This is a genomic window from Buchnera aphidicola (Greenidea ficicola), assembly GCF_039386055.1.
In the GTDB taxonomy this organism is placed as follows: Bacteria; Pseudomonadota; Gammaproteobacteria; order Enterobacterales; family Enterobacteriaceae; genus Buchnera_K; species Buchnera_K aphidicola_A.
Map to the genome: position 1 here is coordinate 378,807 of NZ_CP135012.1, position 16,538 is coordinate 395,344.

Sequence of the window (16,538 nt, forward strand, 5' to 3'; positions counted from 1 at the left end):
TATAAAAAAAAACAAGAAAAATATATTTAAAATTATATAATTAATATTTTTTTAATTGTAATAAAATATTATAACCTTTAAATAATAATTTTACAAATATTCAAGCAAAATATTTAAATATATTTTAAAACATTAAACAGAATAATAAGGAAAATTAGATAATTTTTTTAAAAAATATAAAATTAAAATAATTAATAATAATATAAAAAAAGAAACATATAACCAACCACCAAAAAACCAAAATAAACCACCAAAAGTTCCAAAAAAACTAGAACCTAAATAATAAAAAAATAAATATATAGAAGAAGAATAACCTTTACTATTTCTAGAACAATGGCCAATCCAAGAACTTGAAACAGAATGCGCTGCAAAAAAACCACCAGTAAATAATATTAATCCTAAAAAAACAATAATTATAAAATTAAATTGTGTTAAAAATAAACCAAAAATCATAATAAATAAAGAATATATTGAAATATTTCCATAACCATATTTTTTAGTTAACAAACCAGCTTTTGGAGAACTATAAACCCCTATTAAATAAATAACTGAAATAAATCCAACTAAAGCATGATTAAGAAAAAATGGTTTTATCATTAATTTATAACTTATATAATTAAATAAAGTAATAAAACTACCCATTAATAAAAATCCTATAAAAAATAATAGTCTTAATTGAAAATTTTTTAAAGGTAATATAATATTTTTAAAATATCTTTTTAAATTAAAAGATTCTGTATGAAAATTTAAAGAAGGAGGGAAAAAAAATAAAAAAAATAAAGATGATATTAAAGAAATAACACCAATACAAAAAATAGCTATATTCCATGAATAATAATGAACAAAAAAACTAGTAAAAAACCTTCCAAAAAAACCACCAAAAGTATTTACACTAATATATAAACCTACAGATAAAGCTAAAGCATTAGGTTTTATTTCTTCTGTCATATAAGTTAAAACTACTGAAGTAATTCCACTTAAAGATAAACCTATTAATCCTCTTAAAAAAATTATAATATCCCAATTGTTAATATTAGAACATAAAATAGTAAAAAAAGAAGCAAAAAATAAAGAAAAAGTAATAACAGATTTTCTTCCAAAAATATCTGCTAAATTACCAGTAAACAACATCCCAATCGCCATAAAAATAGTAGTAATAGATAATGAAAAACTACTCTGCGCAGGATTTAAATGAAAAGTTTTTGAAAAAATTGGCAAAATTGGTTGAACACAATATAAAATAGAAAAATTTGTTAATCCAGCAAAAAATAAAGAAATAATAAAATATTTATATTTTTTACTACCAATTTTAATATACTTTTTTTTATTTTTTATTTTTTTATTTAAAAAAAAAATTTAATAAAAAAAAAATTAAAAAATTTTTTTATTGAATACATAATAATAATTCCTGAAAAAAAAAATTAAAAAAAAATAAAATAAATAAAATATTTTTTAAAAAAAAAATCAAATTTTAATTACTCCATCATATACAAAAGTAGATAATCCAACCATATATAAATTATGTTTTAATCCTTTCCAAAATATTTTTAAATTTCCTCCTTTTAAATGTACTTTAACAATATTAGATAAAAATTTTTGTAAATAACCTACTGCTACAGATGCACAAGCAGCACTTCCACAAGCATTAGTTTCACCTACATATCTTTCATAAACTCTTAAAAAAATATTATTTTTATTAATAATTTTCATAAAGCTTACATTAACAAATTCTGGAAATAAATAATGAGATGTTATTAATTTTCCAAATAATTTTACATTAAAATTTTTAATATTTTTAATTTTAATAACACAATGCGGGTTTCCAACAGAAACAACTCCACAAATAATATCTTTATTATTTACATTAATAATATATTTTTTTTTTTTTTTTTTATATAAAAAAGGTATTTTTTTTGGTTCAAAAATTGGTTTTCCCATATTAACTTTTATAATAGCACTATTATTTTTTTTAAATTTAATAAATTCAGCATGCATTAAACTTGATTTTGTTTGAATAGATATTTTTTTTTTAATAATTATTTTTTTTAAATATAAATAATGAACAAAACACCTTACTCCATTTCCACATTGTGAAACTTCAACTCCATTTGAATTAAAAATTCTATAAAAAAAATCTGATATAGTATTATTTGATTTTTCAATTAATAATAATTGATCAAAACCAATTCCTAAATATCTATTAGATAATTTTTTTATAATTTTTTTATTTATTAAAAATTCATTATTTATATTATTAATAATTATAAAATCATTTCCTAAACCATGCATTTTTGAAAAAATAATTTTTTTTTTATTTATTTTTAACATATATATTTTATTATTTTAAAATAAAATTTATTATATAATAATATTTTACATAAATATTTTAAATAAAATAATTATTAATATGAAAAAAAAAAATTTTTCAAAAATTACTAAATATCATTTCTTAATTGATAAATTAATATTAAATATTGAAAATATTTTAGATCAATATAATGGTAAAAATAATATAGATTATGAAATAAATAATGGAGTTATTAAAATTATTTTTGAAAATAAACATCAAATTTTAATTACAAGACAAGAAACAATACAACAATTATGGTTAGCAAATCATAAAATAGGATATCATTTTGAATATAAAAATAAAAAATGGAAATGCACAAAAACTAAAAAAACATTTAATAAAATATTTAAAAATTTATTATACAAAGCAACTAAAGAAAAATATTTTAATAAATTTATATTTTAATATTAAAAAAATAATAAATTTATAATATAAATTAAATATTTTACGTTAATTAAAGCGATAATGCAATGTTTAAAAGAATAATAAAAATAGCTACCAGAAAAAGCCCATTAGCATTAAAACAAACAAATTTTATAATTAAAAAAATAAAAAAAATTTATCCAAATATAATAATTAATTTAATTCCTATTATTACCAAAGGTGATATTATAAATAAAAAATATAACAAAAAAATAAATGGAAAAGGTATTTTTATTAAAGAATTAGAAGTTGCTTTATTAAATAACAAAGCAGATATAGCAATCCATTCTGTAAAAGATATACCAAATTTAATTTCTAAAGAATTAATTATTACAAGTATTTACAAAAGAGGAAATCCATCAGATGCTTTAATTTCAAATAAATATAATTGCATAAAAGATCTTCCAAAAAACGCAAAAATAGGAACATCTAGCTTAAGAAGAAAATTTCAATTAATTATGCACAGACCTGATTTAATAATTAAAAAATTAAGAGGTAATGTAGAAACAAGAATTAATAAATTAGATAAAGGTTATTATGATGGAATAATACTTGCTGTAGAAGGTTTATATAGATTAGGTATTAAAAAAAGAATTAAACAAATAATATCAAAAAAAATATTATTACCTGCTTGTGGACAAGGAGCAATTGGTATTCAATCTAGAATTAATGATACTTTTATATTATTTTTAATTTCACATTTAAATCATGAACCTACAAAAATAAGAATAATTGCTGAAAGAGCTTTTTGTAAAAAATTAAAAGTAAATTGTAATATCCCAGTTGGTATTTATTCTAAAATAAAAAAAAAAAAAATATATTTAAAAGGATTAATTGGATCCTTAAATGGAAAAAAAATAATTAAAGGAAAAAAAAAAGGTCCTTTTTTTTCTGCAAGAAAAATAGGAAAAAAATTAGCTTTAAAATTATTAAAAAAAGGAGCAAAAAAAATTCTTAAATGTTTTAAATAATAAAAAAAAAAAATTAAAAAATAATAAAAAATCGGCAAGGGAGGATTTGAACCTCCGACCTACTGGTCCCAAACCAGTTGCGCTACCAAACTGCGCTACTCACCGAATTAAAGGTGGTTAATGGGATTTGAACCCATGACAACTGGAACCACAATCCAGCACTCTACCAACTGAGTTATAACCACCAAAATATTTTATAAAATTATTTTAAATTAAAATAATAATTTTTATAAATTATAACATATTTATATTTTATTAAAAACTTTTATTTAATAATATTTTATGGTTTTTTCATCATATTAAAAAATTCATTATTATTTTTTGTCATAGATAATTTATTAATTAAAAATTCCATCGCATCAATTTCATTCATTGGATGAATAATTTTTCTTAAAATCCACATTTTTTGAAGTTCTTCAGATAATGTTAATAATTCTTCTTTTCTAGTACCAGATCTATTATAATCAATAGCTGGAAAAACTCTTTTTTCCGCAATTTTTCTTGATAAAGGTAATTCCATATTTCCAGTTCCTTTAAATTCTTCATAAATAACTTCATCCATTTTAGAACCAGTATCAATCAAAGCAGTTGCAATAATTGTTAAACTTCCTCCTTCTTCTACATTTCTTGCAGCTCCAAAAAATCTTTTTGGCCTATGCAATGCATTTGCATCAACACCACCTGTTAAAACTTTTCCAGAAGAAGGAATAACAGTATTATAAGCTCTTGCTAAACGAGTAATTGAATCTAATAAAATAATAACATCTTTTTTATGTTCAACTAATCTTTTAGCTTTTTCTATTACCATTTCAGAAACTTGTACATGTCTAGAAGCTGGTTCATCAAAAGTAGAAGCAACTACTTCTCCTTTTACTAATCTTTGCATTTCTGTGACTTCTTCTGGTCTTTCATCAATTAATAAAACCATAAGAACACAATCAGGATAATTATAAGCAATACTTTGTGCAATATTTTGTAAAAGTATTGTTTTACCAGCTTTAGGAGGAGCTACAATTAAACCTCTTTGTCCTTTTCCAATAGGAGAAGCTAAATCTAAAATTCTAGAAGTTAAATCTTCTATAGATCCATTTCCTCTTTCCATTCTTAAACGTACATTTGCATGTAAAGGTGTTAAATTTTCAAATAATATTTTACTTTTAATATTTTCTGAATTTTCATAATTAACAGAATTAACTTTTAATAAAGCAAAATATCTCTCCCCATCTTTAGGAGGTCTTATTTTTCCAGAAATTGTATCTCCCGTTCTTAAATTAAATCTTCTAATTTGACTAGGTGAAACATAAATATCATCCGGACCAGATAAATAAGAACTATCTTCAGAACGAAGAAAACCAAATCCATCTTGTAATATTTCTAAAACTCCATCTCCAAATATATCAGATCCACTTTTAGCATGCTGTTTTAAAATAGAAAAAATTATATCTTGTTTTCGCATACGTGTTAAATTTTCTAATCCTATTTTTTCACCAAGAAAAATTAATTCAGTTATAGGAGTATTTTTTAATTTGGTAAGATTCATAATAATAAGTTCTTAATAAAAATAGAAAATATATTTTAAATTATTTTATATAAAAAAAATAAAAATATTAATAAAATTAATTATATTATAATTTTTAAAAATATTATATTTATTTTTAAAATAATTTATTAAAAAAAAATTAATATATTTAAATTTTATTTATATTATTTTTTAAAAAATCAATTAATTGATTTTTAGATAAAGTTCCAACTTTAGTTGACAATAATTTTCCATTATAAAATAATAATAAAGTTGGTATTCCTCGAATAGAATATTTAGGAGCTGTTAATGGATGATTATCTACATTTAATTTAGTAAATAATATTTTTTTAAAAAATTTTTTTGAAACTTCTTCTAATATTGGAGTTAATAATTTACAAGGAGCACACCATTCTGCCCAAAAATCAACTAATACTAAATTTTTATTTTTTAAAACTTTTTCTTTAAAATTATCATCTGTTAAATTAATTATTTTTGAAACATTCATTATATTTTTCCTAAATTTATTTATAATATTAATATGTTACATAATTAAATTACAAAATAAATAAAATTTTTATTTTTTTTTTTTTTTATATAGTTTAATTATATTTTTTATTTTTTTAATATTTAATTTATTAATATTTTTTAATTTATATTCTTTTTTTTTTTTCCAAATTATATCTTTTTTTGGTAATTCTAATAAAAATCTACTAGGATATGTATTTATATATTTTCCTAAAAATAAACGTTTTTTACAAAAAGATAATGTTAAATTATTTTTTGCCCTTGTTATTCCAACATACATTAAACGACGTTCTTCTTCAATATCATTTTTTTTATTTGGTAAAATACCTTCTTCAATTCCTATTATATAAACATATGAAAATTCTAATCCTTTAGAAGAATGTAATGTCATTAATTGAATTTTATTTTTTTTTTTTTTATTATTATTATAAATATTATCAAAATTTAAAATAAAATATTCAATAATATCTTTTAAAGACATAGGTTTTTTTTTTTTATTTCCTAATATTTTTTTTTTAAAAATTTTTTTAAATAAAGATATATTTTTAAATATAATATTTATTTTATTAATATTATTATTTTTTTTTATAATCCATTTTTTATATTTTATTTTTTTAATTAATTTTTTTAATATATTTTCTGGTTTTTTTTTTATTAAATTTTTTAATGTTTTTATTAAAACAATAAATTTTTTAAAAATTAATATTTTTTTTTTATTAAAATATTTATAAATATTTTTATTTCTAATACAATTAAAAAAACTATATTTTTTTTTTTTTTGAAAAAAAAATATTTTTTGTAAAGTTGATAAACCTATATTTCTATTAGGTTTATTAATGATTTTTAAAAATGAAATATCATCATCATTATTTATTAATAATTTTAAATAATACAATAAATATTTTATTTCTTTTTTTATTATAAAATTTTTTTTATTAATTATTTCATATGGAATTTTTTTAATATTTAATTGTTTTATAAATTCTTTAATTTGATATTTATTTCTATATAAAACAGCATAATTTTTATAATTTTTATTAAAAAAATTATAATGAAAAAGTATTTTTTTTATAATAATTTCTGCTTCATGTATTTCATTATTTCCTATACATATATTTATTTTTTCACCATAATGCAATTTTGAAAATAATTTTTTAATATAAATATTTTTATTATTCGATATTAATATATTTGCTATATTTAAAATTCTACCTATAGATCGATAATTTCTTTCCATTTTTATTATTTTTATATTTGGATAATCTTTTTTAAGTAAAATTATATTTTTAAAATTTGCTCCTCTCCAAGAATAAATACATTGATTATGATCTCCTACTAAAGTAAAAGAAGAATTTATATTTTTTAAAAATTTAATTAATTTATATTGAATAAAATTAGTATCTTGATATTCATCAATTAATAAATATTTTATTTTTGATCTCCATTTTAATTTTAATTTAGGATATTTTTTAAATAATAATAATGGTAAACATATTAAATCATTAAAATCTAAATAATTATTTTTTTTAGTATATAATAAATATTTTTTATACAAAGTAATAAAATTTTTATCAATATTATTTTTATATTTTTTTTTAAGATTATGAGGAAATAAAAAATTATTTTTCCAATAAGAAATTTTTAAAATTAATTTTTTAATAATAATTTTATTAAAATATTTATATTTTTTAGTAATTTTTTTAAAAAAAGAAATTTGATCATATTCATTAATTAATATAAAATTTTTATTAAAAGAAAAATATTTTATTTCTTTTTTAATGATATTCATTCCAAAAGAATGAAATGTTGAAATAAATATTTTTTTTGTTTTTTTATATCCTAAAATTTTAGAAATTCTTTTTTTTATTTCTTTTGCTGCTTTATTAGTAAATGTTAATGCAAAAATGTTTTTAGTTTTATAAAAACCATGATTAATTAAATAAATAATTTTTTCTATAATTATTTTAGTTTTACCAGATCCTGCTCCTGCTAATACTAAACAAGGACCAGAAATACAATTAACTGCTAATTTTTGTTTTTTATTAAGAAACATAAAAAAATTGTTTTTTAAAAAAAAAAAAAAATTAATTAGCAACTTTTATTTTTTTCATTTGAATCATAAATTTACGTAATTTTTTACCTATAATTTCAATTGGATGTTTTTCAATAGATTTGTTTAATTTAAATAATTTAATATTATCTATTTTTTCTTCTTTTAAAGATTTTCCTAAATCACCATATCTTAGATTTGACATAAATTTTTTAAAAATAGGAAATGCAGAATTAAAAAATAAATAACTACCGTATTCTGCAGTATCAGAAATTACTAAATTCATTTCATATAAACGTTTTCTTGAAATAGTATTAGCTATTAAAGGTAATTCATGTAATGATTCATAATATGCAGATTCAGGCATAATTCCTGTATCAATCATAGTTTCATATGATAATTCAATTCCTGCTTTTAAAATTGCTATCATTAATATACCATGATCATAATATTCTTGTTCAGAAATTTTTTTATAACATTTAGGATAATTTTCAAAAGCACTATTTTTACTTAATTTTCTCCATTTTAATAAATTTTCATCATTATTTTTCCAATCTTTAATCATTTCAGAAGAAAATTTACCAGAAATAATATTATCCATATGTTTTTTAAATAATGAAGAAAAACATTTTTTAAGTAAATTTGATAATTTTATAATTCTTATTTTTTTAGTATTTGATACTCTATCTAACATTAATTTTATTCCACCATGTTTTAAAGATTCGGTAATTACTTCCCAACCTTTTTGAATTAATTTACCAGAATATGAAATATCAAAATTTTGTTTTACTAATTCATCATATAAAACAATAGATGCAGTTTGTAAAATTCCACAAAGTATTGTTTGTTCTCCCATTAAATCTGATTTAACTTCTGCTATAAAAGATGATTCTAATACACCAGCTTTATTTCCTCCTGTAGCTACAGCCCAAGCTTTTGCGTATTTTAAACCAAAATTATTTATATCATTTTTTTCATGTACTGCTATTAATGTAGGAACTCCAAATCCTCTTTTATACTCTTCTCGAACTTCTGTTCCTGGGCATTTTGGAGCAACCATAATTACTGTTATATCTTTACGTATTTTTTGTCCCATTTCTACAATGTTAAAACCATGAGAATAACCTAATACAGAATTTTTTTTCATTAATGGTTGTATTTTATTAATAATTTTATCATGTTGTTTATCTGGAGTTAAATTTATTACTAAATCTGCTTGAGGGATTAATTCTTTAAAATTTCCTATATTAAAATTATTATTATTAGCATTTATCCAAGATTTATTTTTTTTTTTAATACTTTCTTTTTTTAAAACAAAAGATATATTTAAACCAGAATCCCTCATATTTAAACCTTGATTAATACCTTGAGAACCGCATCCAATAATAACAATTTTTTTATTTTTTAAAATATTAATTCCATCAATAAAATCATTATTATTTAAGAAATTACATTTTTTTAGTTGTATATTTTTTTTTCTAAAATTTAAACTATTAAAATAATTTTTCATATTTCCTCTTATAAAATTATATTTAAAATATTAATAAATATAATATATTAAAAATTATTAATTTTCTTAATTGCTCCTTTATCTGCACTAGTAGCAAAAATAGAATATATTTTTAAAGATTTTGAAATTTTTCTTTTTCTATTTTTAGGAGTATATGCATTATTTCCTCTTTTTTCTTCTAATACTTTTCTATTAAATAATTCTTTTTTTGAAAGATTTACATGAATAGATTTATTTTTTATATCAATAATTATTATATCTTTATTTTTAATTAATCCTATAACTCCTTTATTTGCAGCTTCAGGAGAAATATGACCTATAGACAAACCAGATGTTCCACCAGAAAATCTTCCATCAGTAATTAAAGCGCATTTTTTATCTAAATTCATAGATTTTAAATAAGTAGTAGGATATAACATTTCTTGCATTCCAGGTCCTCCTTTTGGACCTTCATAACGAATAACTATTACATCTCCAATATCAATTTTATTATTTAATATAGCATATACTGCTTCTTCTTGACTTTCATATATTTTTGCAGGACCTTTAAAAAAATAATTTTTTTTTTTAATTGCAGCTGTTTTAATAACACATCCATTTACAGCTAAATTTCCATATAAAATTGCTATTCCTCCTTGTTTATTATAACAATTATTTACTGATCTTATACAACCATTTTTTCTATCTTTATCTAAATTTTTCCATTTAAAAGATTGAGAAAATGGTTTTATTGTTTTAATATTTCCTGGTCCAGATAAATACATATTTAAAATATTTTTATTTTTTGTAGATAAAATATCATATTTTTTTAAAGTTTTTTTTAAAGTAACATTAAGTATATTTTTAGTATTATTATAAATTAATTTTTTTTTTTTTAATTCATTTAATATTCCAATTATTCCTCCAGCTCTATGTAAATCTTCAATATGATAAAGATCACTACTAGGAGATAATTTACATATATGTGGTATTTTTTTAGATAATTTATTAATATTTTTTATAGTAAAATTTATTTTTCCTTCTTGAGCAGCAGCTAATAAATGTAAAATAGTATTTGTAGAACCACCCATAGCTATATCAACTATCATTGCATTTAAAAATGAATTTTTATTTGCTATATTTCTTGGTAATATTGAAAAATCATTTTTTTCATAAAAATTTTTTGTTAATTTAACAATAATTTTACCAGATTTTATAAACATTTTTTTTCTTTCACTATGAGTAGCTAATAAAGTCCCATTTCCTGGTAATGCTAAACCTAATACTTCCATTAAACAATTCATAGAATTTGCTGTAAACATTCCTGAACAAGAACCACATGTAGGACAAGAAGAATTTTCTGTATTATTTAAATCTTCATTTGTTACATTAATATTTGCACTTTCTATAATAGTATTAATTAAATCTATTTTTTTTTTATTATTAGCATTAATATTAATTCCTGCTTCCATAGGTCCACCTGAAACAAAAATACAAGGAATATTTAATCTTAATGCTGCAATTAACATTCCTGGAGTAATTTTATCACAATTAGATATACAAACCATAGCATCAACACAATGTGCATTAATCATATATTCTACAGAATCTGCTATTAATTCTCTAGAAGGTAATGAATATAACATACCAGAATGACCCATAGCTATTCCATCATCTATTGCAATAGTATTAAATTCCTTACCTATTCCTCCATTTTTATAAATACTTTTAGAAACTAATTTTCCTATATTTCTTAAATGTATATGCCCTGGAACAAATTCAGTAAAAGAATTTACAATAGCTATAATAGGTTTTTTAAAATCTTTATCATTCATTCCAGTTGCTCTCCATAAAGATCTAGCTCCTGACATATTTCTTCCTTGAGTTGTAGTATATGAACGATATACGGGCATAAATTTTCCTTATAGTATTATAAAATTTAATTTTTTATATATAAAAAAAATATTTTATTCAGGAACGGAGGGACTTGAACCCACAATTTTCGGTTTTGGAGACCGATGTTCTACCAATTAAACTACGTTCCTAAAAAATAAAATTAAATGTATAATAAAATAAAAAAAAATAAATGTATATATTATTTTAATTTTATTTTATAAATTTATATTAATATTATTTTAAATAATAATTAAGGTTTTAAAAATGAGAATACCAATATATTTAGATTATGCTTCTACTACTCCAATGGATCCAAAAATTGTAAAAAAAATGTTAAAATATTTAACTATAAATGGAAATTTTGGTAATGCTTCTTCTCGATCACATAGTTATGGATGGTTAGCAGAAGAAGCTATAGATAAATCAAGAAATAAAATTGCGAATTTAATTAATGCTGATGCAAAAGAAATAATTTTTACTTCTGGAGCTACAGAATCAAATAATTTAGCTATTAAAGGTATTTCTTTATTTTATAAAAATAAAGGAAATCATATTATTACTAGTGCTATAGAACATAAATCTGTATTAGATACTTGTAGAGAATTAGAAAAATTAAATTTTAATGTTACTTATTTACAACCTAAAAAAAATGGTTTAATAAGTATTAAAAAAATAAAAAAATATATTTGTAAAAAAACAATATTAATTTCTATTATGCATGTTAATAATGAAATTGGAGTAATACAAAATATTAAAAAAATATCAAAAATATGTATTTCAAAAAATATTTTTTTTCATGTAGATGCAACTCAAAGTATAGGAAAAATTTCATTAAATTTAAAAAAAATTTCTATTGATTTACTTTCTTTTTCAGCTCATAAAATTTATGGACCAAAAGGAATTGGAGCACTTTATATTAAAAATAAAAGACCTAGAATAAGATTAATTTCACAAATTCATGGAGGTGGGCATGAACGAGGAATGCGTTCTGGTACATTACCTGTACATCAAATTGTTGGTTTTGGAGAAGCATGTAAAATAATAAAAAAAAAAAGAAAAAAAGAAATAAAAAAAATAAAAAAATTAAGAAATTATTTTTGGAACAAAATTAAAAATATTGAAGAAGTTTATTTAAATGGAGATTTAAAAAATATTTCTCCGCATATTTTAAATATTAGTTTTAATTATATAGAAGGAGAATCATTAATTATGGCTATGAAAGATTTAGCTGTTTCTTCTGGTTCTGCTTGCACCTCTTCTAGTTTAGAACCTTCATATGTTTTAAAAGCTTTAAAAATAAAAGAAGAATTAACACATAGTTCAATTCGTTTTTCTTTTGGAAGATTTACTAAAAAAATTGAAATAAAATATGCTTTTAAAATAATTTATCAAGCTATTATAAAATTAAGAAAATTATCTCCTTTATGGGAAATGTTTAAATCTGGAATTGATTTAAATAAAGTTAATTGGAAAAATCATTAATTATTAATTTTAGGAGTTAAAATGAGTTACAATAAAAAAATTATAGATCATTATGAAAATCCTAGAAATGTAGGTTCATTTTCTAATAAAGATAATAATGTTGGATTAGGTTTAGTAGGAGCTCCATCTTGTGGTGATGTTATGAAATTACAAATAAAAGTAAATAATGGAATTATAGAAGATGCTTGTTTTAAAACTTATGGTTGTGGTTCAGCAATTGCTTCAAGTTCTTTAATGACTGAATGGGTAAAAGGAAAAACATTAAAAGAAGCTAAAAAAATAAAAAATACAAAAATTGTTAAAGAATTAAAATTACCTCCAGTTAAAATTCATTGTTCAATATTAGCAGAAGATGCAATTAAACAAGCAATTAAAAATTATAAAAAAAAAAATAAAATAAAATAAAATTTTAAATATTTTTAAAAAAAATTGAGTTATTATGAATTATTTTAAATTTTTTAATCTTAAAACTACAATAAATATTAAAAAAAAAAAATTAAAAAAAAAATATTTTAAATTGCAAAGAAAATTTCATCCAGATTTATTTTTTAAAAAAAAAATAAAAAAAAAAATATATTTAAAAAAATCTAAAAAAATAAATTTTATTTATAATATTCTTAAAAATCCTTTAAAAAGAATAAAATATTTTTTATTAATTAAAGGTTTTGATATAAATGATAAAAATATTTTAAAAAAAAAAAAATATTTTTTTTTATTAAAACAATTTAAATATAATGAAGAAATTATTTTATTAAATTTTAAAAAAAAAAAAATTTTTTTATATAAAATAATAATTTTATATAAAAAATATTATAAAAAAATATATATTGCAATAAAAAATAAAAAATATAAAAAATCTCTATATATATTATATAAATTAATTTTTTTAAAAAAATTAATTTATAAATTAAATAATATTTTAGATAAAAATTATATTTTAAAGGAGTAATATGTTAAAAATTTTATTTTTACCTCATAAAATTTTAATACCTAAAGGAAAAATTTGTTATGCAAATTCAGGAGAAACAATATTAGATGTTGCTTTAAAAAATAAAATTTTAATTGATCATAATTGTAACAAATCTTGTGCTTGTAGTACTTGTCATTGTATTATTAAACAAGGTTTTAATTCTTTATCAAAAATGAATGAAAATGAAGAAGATTTATTAGAAAAAGCTTGGGGGTTAAATGAACATAGTCGTTTATCATGTCAAGCAAAAATTGGAAATAAAAATTTAAAAATAGAAATTCCTTTATATACATGTAATTTTAATAATTAATTATTTTTATAAGGATTTTTATTTTCTCGATAAAATATTTTTAAAATATAATTATTTAATTTCATTTTTTTTTGAAAATAAAATTTTAAATAATTTTTATAAGATATTGGTAATTTTGAAATTTTATTTCCATGAATAATAATTGTATATGGTTTAATATTAATTAAATTAACATATTTTGGTTTTATTCTAATATTTTTATGAATTGGTGGTTGATGTTTAGTAATTGCTTTTTTTAAAATTTTATTTAAAAATTTTGACGAAAATTTTTTATTTAAAATATTTGAAAAAAAGAATATATTTTTTAATAATTTTTCAATACCTTGATTATATAAAGCAGATATAAAAAATAATTTTGATAAATTAAAGAATTTAAATTTTTTAAAAATAATTTTTTTAATTTTTTTTTTGAATTTTTCAGAAAATTTATCTGATTTATTTATTACAATTAAAACAAAATTACCATATTTTAATATTTTTTTTGCAATAAAAAAATCTTGATTACATATTCTATTTTTTTTAATATCTAATAAAAATATTACAATATTACTTTTTTTTATTGTATTAAAAGATTTTAAAATAGATAACATTGTTATTTTATTTTTTATATTTTTTTTTTTGCATATACCTGCAGTATCTGTTAAAAAATATTTTATTTTTTTTTTTTTTATAATGATAGATATACTATCTCTAGTAGTTCCAGAAGAATTATCAGTAATAAATTGTTTTTTTTTTAAAATTTTATTTCCTAATGTAGATTTACCTACATTAGGTTTTCCTATAATTGATATATATATATTTTTTTTTTTTTTTTCTTTTTTATTTTTTATTTTTTTATAAATATTTTTTAATAAAATATTTATACCATTTTTATGAATCGAAGAAATTAAAAAAATATTTTTAAAACCTAAATTATAAAATTCTATTTTTTTTTTTTTTAAATTTTTATTATCTACTTTATTTATAATTAAATATGTTTTATTTCTAAATTTATTTAAAATGTTTGAAATTTCATAATCTTCCCATGTTAAACCTTCTTGAATATTTACTATAAAAAAAATTATTTTAGATTCTAAAATTGCTTTTTTTGTATTTTTTATTGCTTTAATGTTAATTATTTTTTTTGTTTTTTTTATTCCAGCAGTATCAATAAAAATAATTTTTTTTTTTTTATTAATATGATAACCATATTTTCTATCTCTTGTTAATCCTGGTGTATTATCTGTTAATGCATCTTTATTTTTTGTTAAAATATTAAATAAAGTAGATTTTCCTACATTTTCTCTTCCAATTAATGAAATTTTAAAAGTCATTTTAAAATCCTTTTAATAATATATAAAAATATATAATAATATATAAAAATATATAAAAATATATAAAAATATATAAAAATATATAAAAATATATAAAAATATATAAAAATATATAAAAATATATAAAAATATATAAAAATATATAAAAATATATAAAAATATATAAAAATATATATAAGATATAAGATATAAGATATAAGATATAAGATATAAGATATAAGATATAAGATATAAGATATAAGATATAAGATATAAGATATAAGATATAAGATATAAAATATAAGATATAAGATATAAGATATAAGATATAAAATATAAGATATAAGATATAAGATATAAAATATAAGATATAAGATATAATATATAAAAAATATATATTATATTATAATATATTATATTATAGAATATTATAATATATTATATTATAGAATATTATAGAATATTATAGAATATTATAATATATTATAATATATTATATTATAATATATATTATAATATAATATATATTATAATATAATATATTATAATATATTATAATATTCTATAATATTCTATAATATTCTATAATATAATATATTATAATATTCTATAATATAATATATTATAATATAATATTTATTTTTTATATTTTATATCTTATATCTTATATNTTATATCTTATATCTTATATCTTATATNTTATATCTTATATCTTATATCTTATATCTTATATTTTATATCTTATATCTTATATCTTATATCTTATATCTTATATCTTATATCTTATATCTTATATCTTATATCTTATATCTTATATCTTATATCTTATATCTTATATNTNNTATNNTATATTTTNATATNTTNTNTATATNATNTNTTATATATTNTNTNTNATATATTNTNTNTNATATATTNTNTNTNATATATTNTNTNTNATATATTNNNATATATTNNNATATNTTNNNATATNTTNNNATATNTTNNNATATNTTNNNATATNTTNNATATNTTNNATATNTTATNNCNTATATCTTATATCTTATATCTTATATCTTATATCTTATATCTTATATCTTATATTTTATATCTTATATATATTATATATTATATATTATATATTATATATTATATATTATATATTATATATTATATATTATATATTATATATTATATATTATATCTTATATCTTATATCTTATATTTTATATCTTATATTTTATATATATTATATATTATATATTATTAAAAGGATTTTAAA

The 16,538-nt window shown here is 17.6% G+C and carries 14 protein-coding genes and 3 tRNA genes; 6 read left to right on the forward strand and 11 right to left on the reverse strand.

All coding sequences use genetic code 11. The features are described 5' to 3' along the window. Window positions 1-132: 132 nt before the first annotated feature. Both RJT27_RS01945 and dapF read right to left on the reverse strand, forming a co-directional pair. Window positions 133-1,356, reverse strand: coding sequence for an MFS transporter (locus RJT27_RS01945; RefSeq protein WP_343189642.1), 1,224 nt, complete (start codon window positions 1,354-1,356; stop codon window positions 133-135). Between the two features lie 108 nt (window positions 1,357-1,464). Beyond that, window positions 1,465-2,328, reverse strand: a complete 864-nt coding sequence (dapF, locus tag RJT27_RS01950; RefSeq protein WP_343189445.1) for a diaminopimelate epimerase — start codon at window positions 2,326-2,328, stop codon at window positions 1,465-1,467. Window positions 2,329-2,407: 79 nt separating this feature from the next. On the opposite strand from dapF, the gene cyaY reads away from it, so the two are divergent. Continuing rightward, the gene (gene cyaY, locus RJT27_RS01955) at window positions 2,408-2,755 is read left to right on the forward strand and encodes an iron donor protein CyaY (protein ID WP_343189446.1); all 348 of its coding nucleotides are present in this window, start codon (window positions 2,408-2,410) and stop codon (window positions 2,753-2,755) included. Between the two features lie 65 nt (window positions 2,756-2,820). Then, window positions 2,821-3,744 carry a hydroxymethylbilane synthase gene (gene hemC / locus RJT27_RS01960; protein ID WP_343189447.1) on the forward strand — a complete coding sequence of 308 codons (924 nt, stop codon included), beginning with the start codon at window positions 2,821-2,823 and terminating at the stop codon, window positions 3,742-3,744. A gap of 31 nt (window positions 3,745-3,775) precedes the next feature. Here hemC and RJT27_RS01965 read toward each other — a convergent pair. The 8 genes from RJT27_RS01965 to RJT27_RS02000 all read right to left on the reverse strand — a co-directional run bounded on the left by RJT27_RS01965 (window position 3,776) and on the right by RJT27_RS02000 (window position 11,375). After that, window positions 3,776-3,849: transfer RNA gene (locus RJT27_RS01965), tRNA-Pro, on the reverse strand. 7 nt (window positions 3,850-3,856) lie between these two features. Continuing rightward, window positions 3,857-3,929, reverse strand: a tRNA-His gene (locus RJT27_RS01970). A gap of 95 nt (window positions 3,930-4,024) precedes the next feature. After that, complete coding sequence (rho, locus tag RJT27_RS01975) at window positions 4,025-5,284, reverse strand: transcription termination factor Rho (RefSeq protein WP_343189448.1); 1,260 nt, start codon at window positions 5,282-5,284, stop codon at window positions 4,025-4,027. A 148-nt stretch (window positions 5,285-5,432) separates the two neighbouring features. Beyond that, complete coding sequence (gene trxA, locus RJT27_RS01980) at window positions 5,433-5,771, reverse strand: thioredoxin TrxA (RefSeq protein ID WP_343189449.1); 339 nt, start codon at window positions 5,769-5,771, stop codon at window positions 5,433-5,435. A gap of 69 nt (window positions 5,772-5,840) precedes the next feature. After that, window positions 5,841-7,844 carry a UvrD-helicase domain-containing protein gene (locus RJT27_RS01985; protein WP_343189450.1) on the reverse strand — a complete coding sequence of 668 codons (2,004 nt, stop codon included), beginning with the start codon at window positions 7,842-7,844 and terminating at the stop codon, window positions 5,841-5,843. 31 nt (window positions 7,845-7,875) lie between these two features. Then, window positions 7,876-9,351 (reverse strand): ketol-acid reductoisomerase, encoded by a 1,476-nt coding sequence (ilvC, locus tag RJT27_RS01990; RefSeq protein WP_343189451.1) that lies wholly within the window; start codon window positions 9,349-9,351, stop codon window positions 7,876-7,878. A gap of 47 nt (window positions 9,352-9,398) precedes the next feature. After that, window positions 9,399-11,243, reverse strand: coding sequence for a dihydroxy-acid dehydratase (gene ilvD, locus RJT27_RS01995; protein ID WP_343189452.1), 1,845 nt, complete (start codon window positions 11,241-11,243; stop codon window positions 9,399-9,401). A 59-nt stretch (window positions 11,244-11,302) separates the two neighbouring features. Then, a tRNA-Trp gene (locus RJT27_RS02000) sits at window positions 11,303-11,375 on the reverse strand. Window positions 11,376-11,490: 115 nt separating this feature from the next. On the opposite strand from RJT27_RS02000, the gene RJT27_RS02005 reads away from it, so the two are divergent. Genes RJT27_RS02005 through fdx form a run of 4 tightly spaced genes read left to right on the forward strand, consistent with a single transcriptional unit; the run spans window position 11,491 to window position 13,988 of the window. Next, entirely contained in the window at window positions 11,491-12,708 is a 1,218-nt protein-coding gene (locus tag RJT27_RS02005; protein WP_343189453.1) for an IscS subfamily cysteine desulfurase, read from the forward strand. A gap of 21 nt (window positions 12,709-12,729) precedes the next feature. Continuing rightward, the gene (iscU, locus tag RJT27_RS02010) at window positions 12,730-13,113 is read left to right on the forward strand and encodes a Fe-S cluster assembly scaffold IscU (protein WP_343189454.1); all 384 of its coding nucleotides are present in this window, start codon (window positions 12,730-12,732) and stop codon (window positions 13,111-13,113) included. Window positions 13,114-13,147: 34 nt separating this feature from the next. After that, on the forward strand, window positions 13,148-13,657 hold the full coding sequence (hscB, locus tag RJT27_RS02015; protein ID WP_343189455.1) for a Fe-S protein assembly co-chaperone HscB: 510 nt from the start codon (window positions 13,148-13,150) through the stop codon (window positions 13,655-13,657). Window position 13,658: 1 nt separating this feature from the next. Further along, window positions 13,659-13,988, forward strand: coding sequence for an ISC system 2Fe-2S type ferredoxin (fdx, locus tag RJT27_RS02020; RefSeq protein WP_343189456.1), 330 nt, complete (start codon window positions 13,659-13,661; stop codon window positions 13,986-13,988). Here the strand turns inward: fdx and der are convergent. Next, window positions 13,985-15,301, reverse strand: a complete 1,317-nt coding sequence (gene der / locus RJT27_RS02025; protein ID WP_343189457.1) for a ribosome biogenesis GTPase Der — start codon at window positions 15,299-15,301, stop codon at window positions 13,985-13,987. The genes fdx and der overlap by 4 nt on opposite strands. Window positions 15,302-16,538 lie beyond the last annotated feature (1,237 nt).

What these genes read in the sequence shown, in the direction of transcription:
- RJT27_RS02005 (WP_343189453.1), top strand. Translation starts at nt 11,491, where the DNA reads ATGAGAATACCAATATATTTAGATTATGCTTCTACTACTCCAATGGAT.
- fdx (WP_343189456.1), top strand. Translation starts at nt 13,659, where the DNA reads ATGTTAAAAATTTTATTTTTACCTCATAAAATTTTAATACCTAAAGGA.
- dapF (WP_343189445.1), bottom strand. Translation starts at nt 2,328, where the DNA reads ATGTTAAAAATAAATAAAAAAAAAATTATTTTTTCAAAAATGCATGGT.
- RJT27_RS01985 (WP_343189450.1), bottom strand. Translation starts at nt 7,844, where the DNA reads ATGTTTCTTAATAAAAAACAAAAATTAGCAGTTAATTGTATTTCTGGT.
- hemC (WP_343189447.1), top strand. Translation starts at nt 2,821, where the DNA reads ATGTTTAAAAGAATAATAAAAATAGCTACCAGAAAAAGCCCATTAGCA.
- der (WP_343189457.1), bottom strand. Translation starts at nt 15,301, where the DNA reads ATGACTTTTAAAATTTCATTAATTGGAAGAGAAAATGTAGGAAAATCT.
- ilvD (WP_343189452.1), bottom strand. Translation starts at nt 11,243, where the DNA reads ATGCCCGTATATCGTTCATATACTACAACTCAAGGAAGAAATATGTCA.
- ilvC (WP_343189451.1), bottom strand. Translation starts at nt 9,351, where the DNA reads ATGAAAAATTATTTTAATAGTTTAAATTTTAGAAAAAAAAATATACAA.
- iscU (WP_343189454.1), top strand. Translation starts at nt 12,730, where the DNA reads ATGAGTTACAATAAAAAAATTATAGATCATTATGAAAATCCTAGAAAT.
- cyaY (WP_343189446.1), top strand. Translation starts at nt 2,408, where the DNA reads ATGAAAAAAAAAAATTTTTCAAAAATTACTAAATATCATTTCTTAATT.
- trxA (WP_343189449.1), bottom strand. Translation starts at nt 5,771, where the DNA reads ATGAATGTTTCAAAAATAATTAATTTAACAGATGATAATTTTAAAGAA.
- rho (WP_343189448.1), bottom strand. Translation starts at nt 5,284, where the DNA reads ATGAATCTTACCAAATTAAAAAATACTCCTATAACTGAATTAATTTTT.
- hscB (WP_343189455.1), top strand. Translation starts at nt 13,148, where the DNA reads ATGAATTATTTTAAATTTTTTAATCTTAAAACTACAATAAATATTAAA.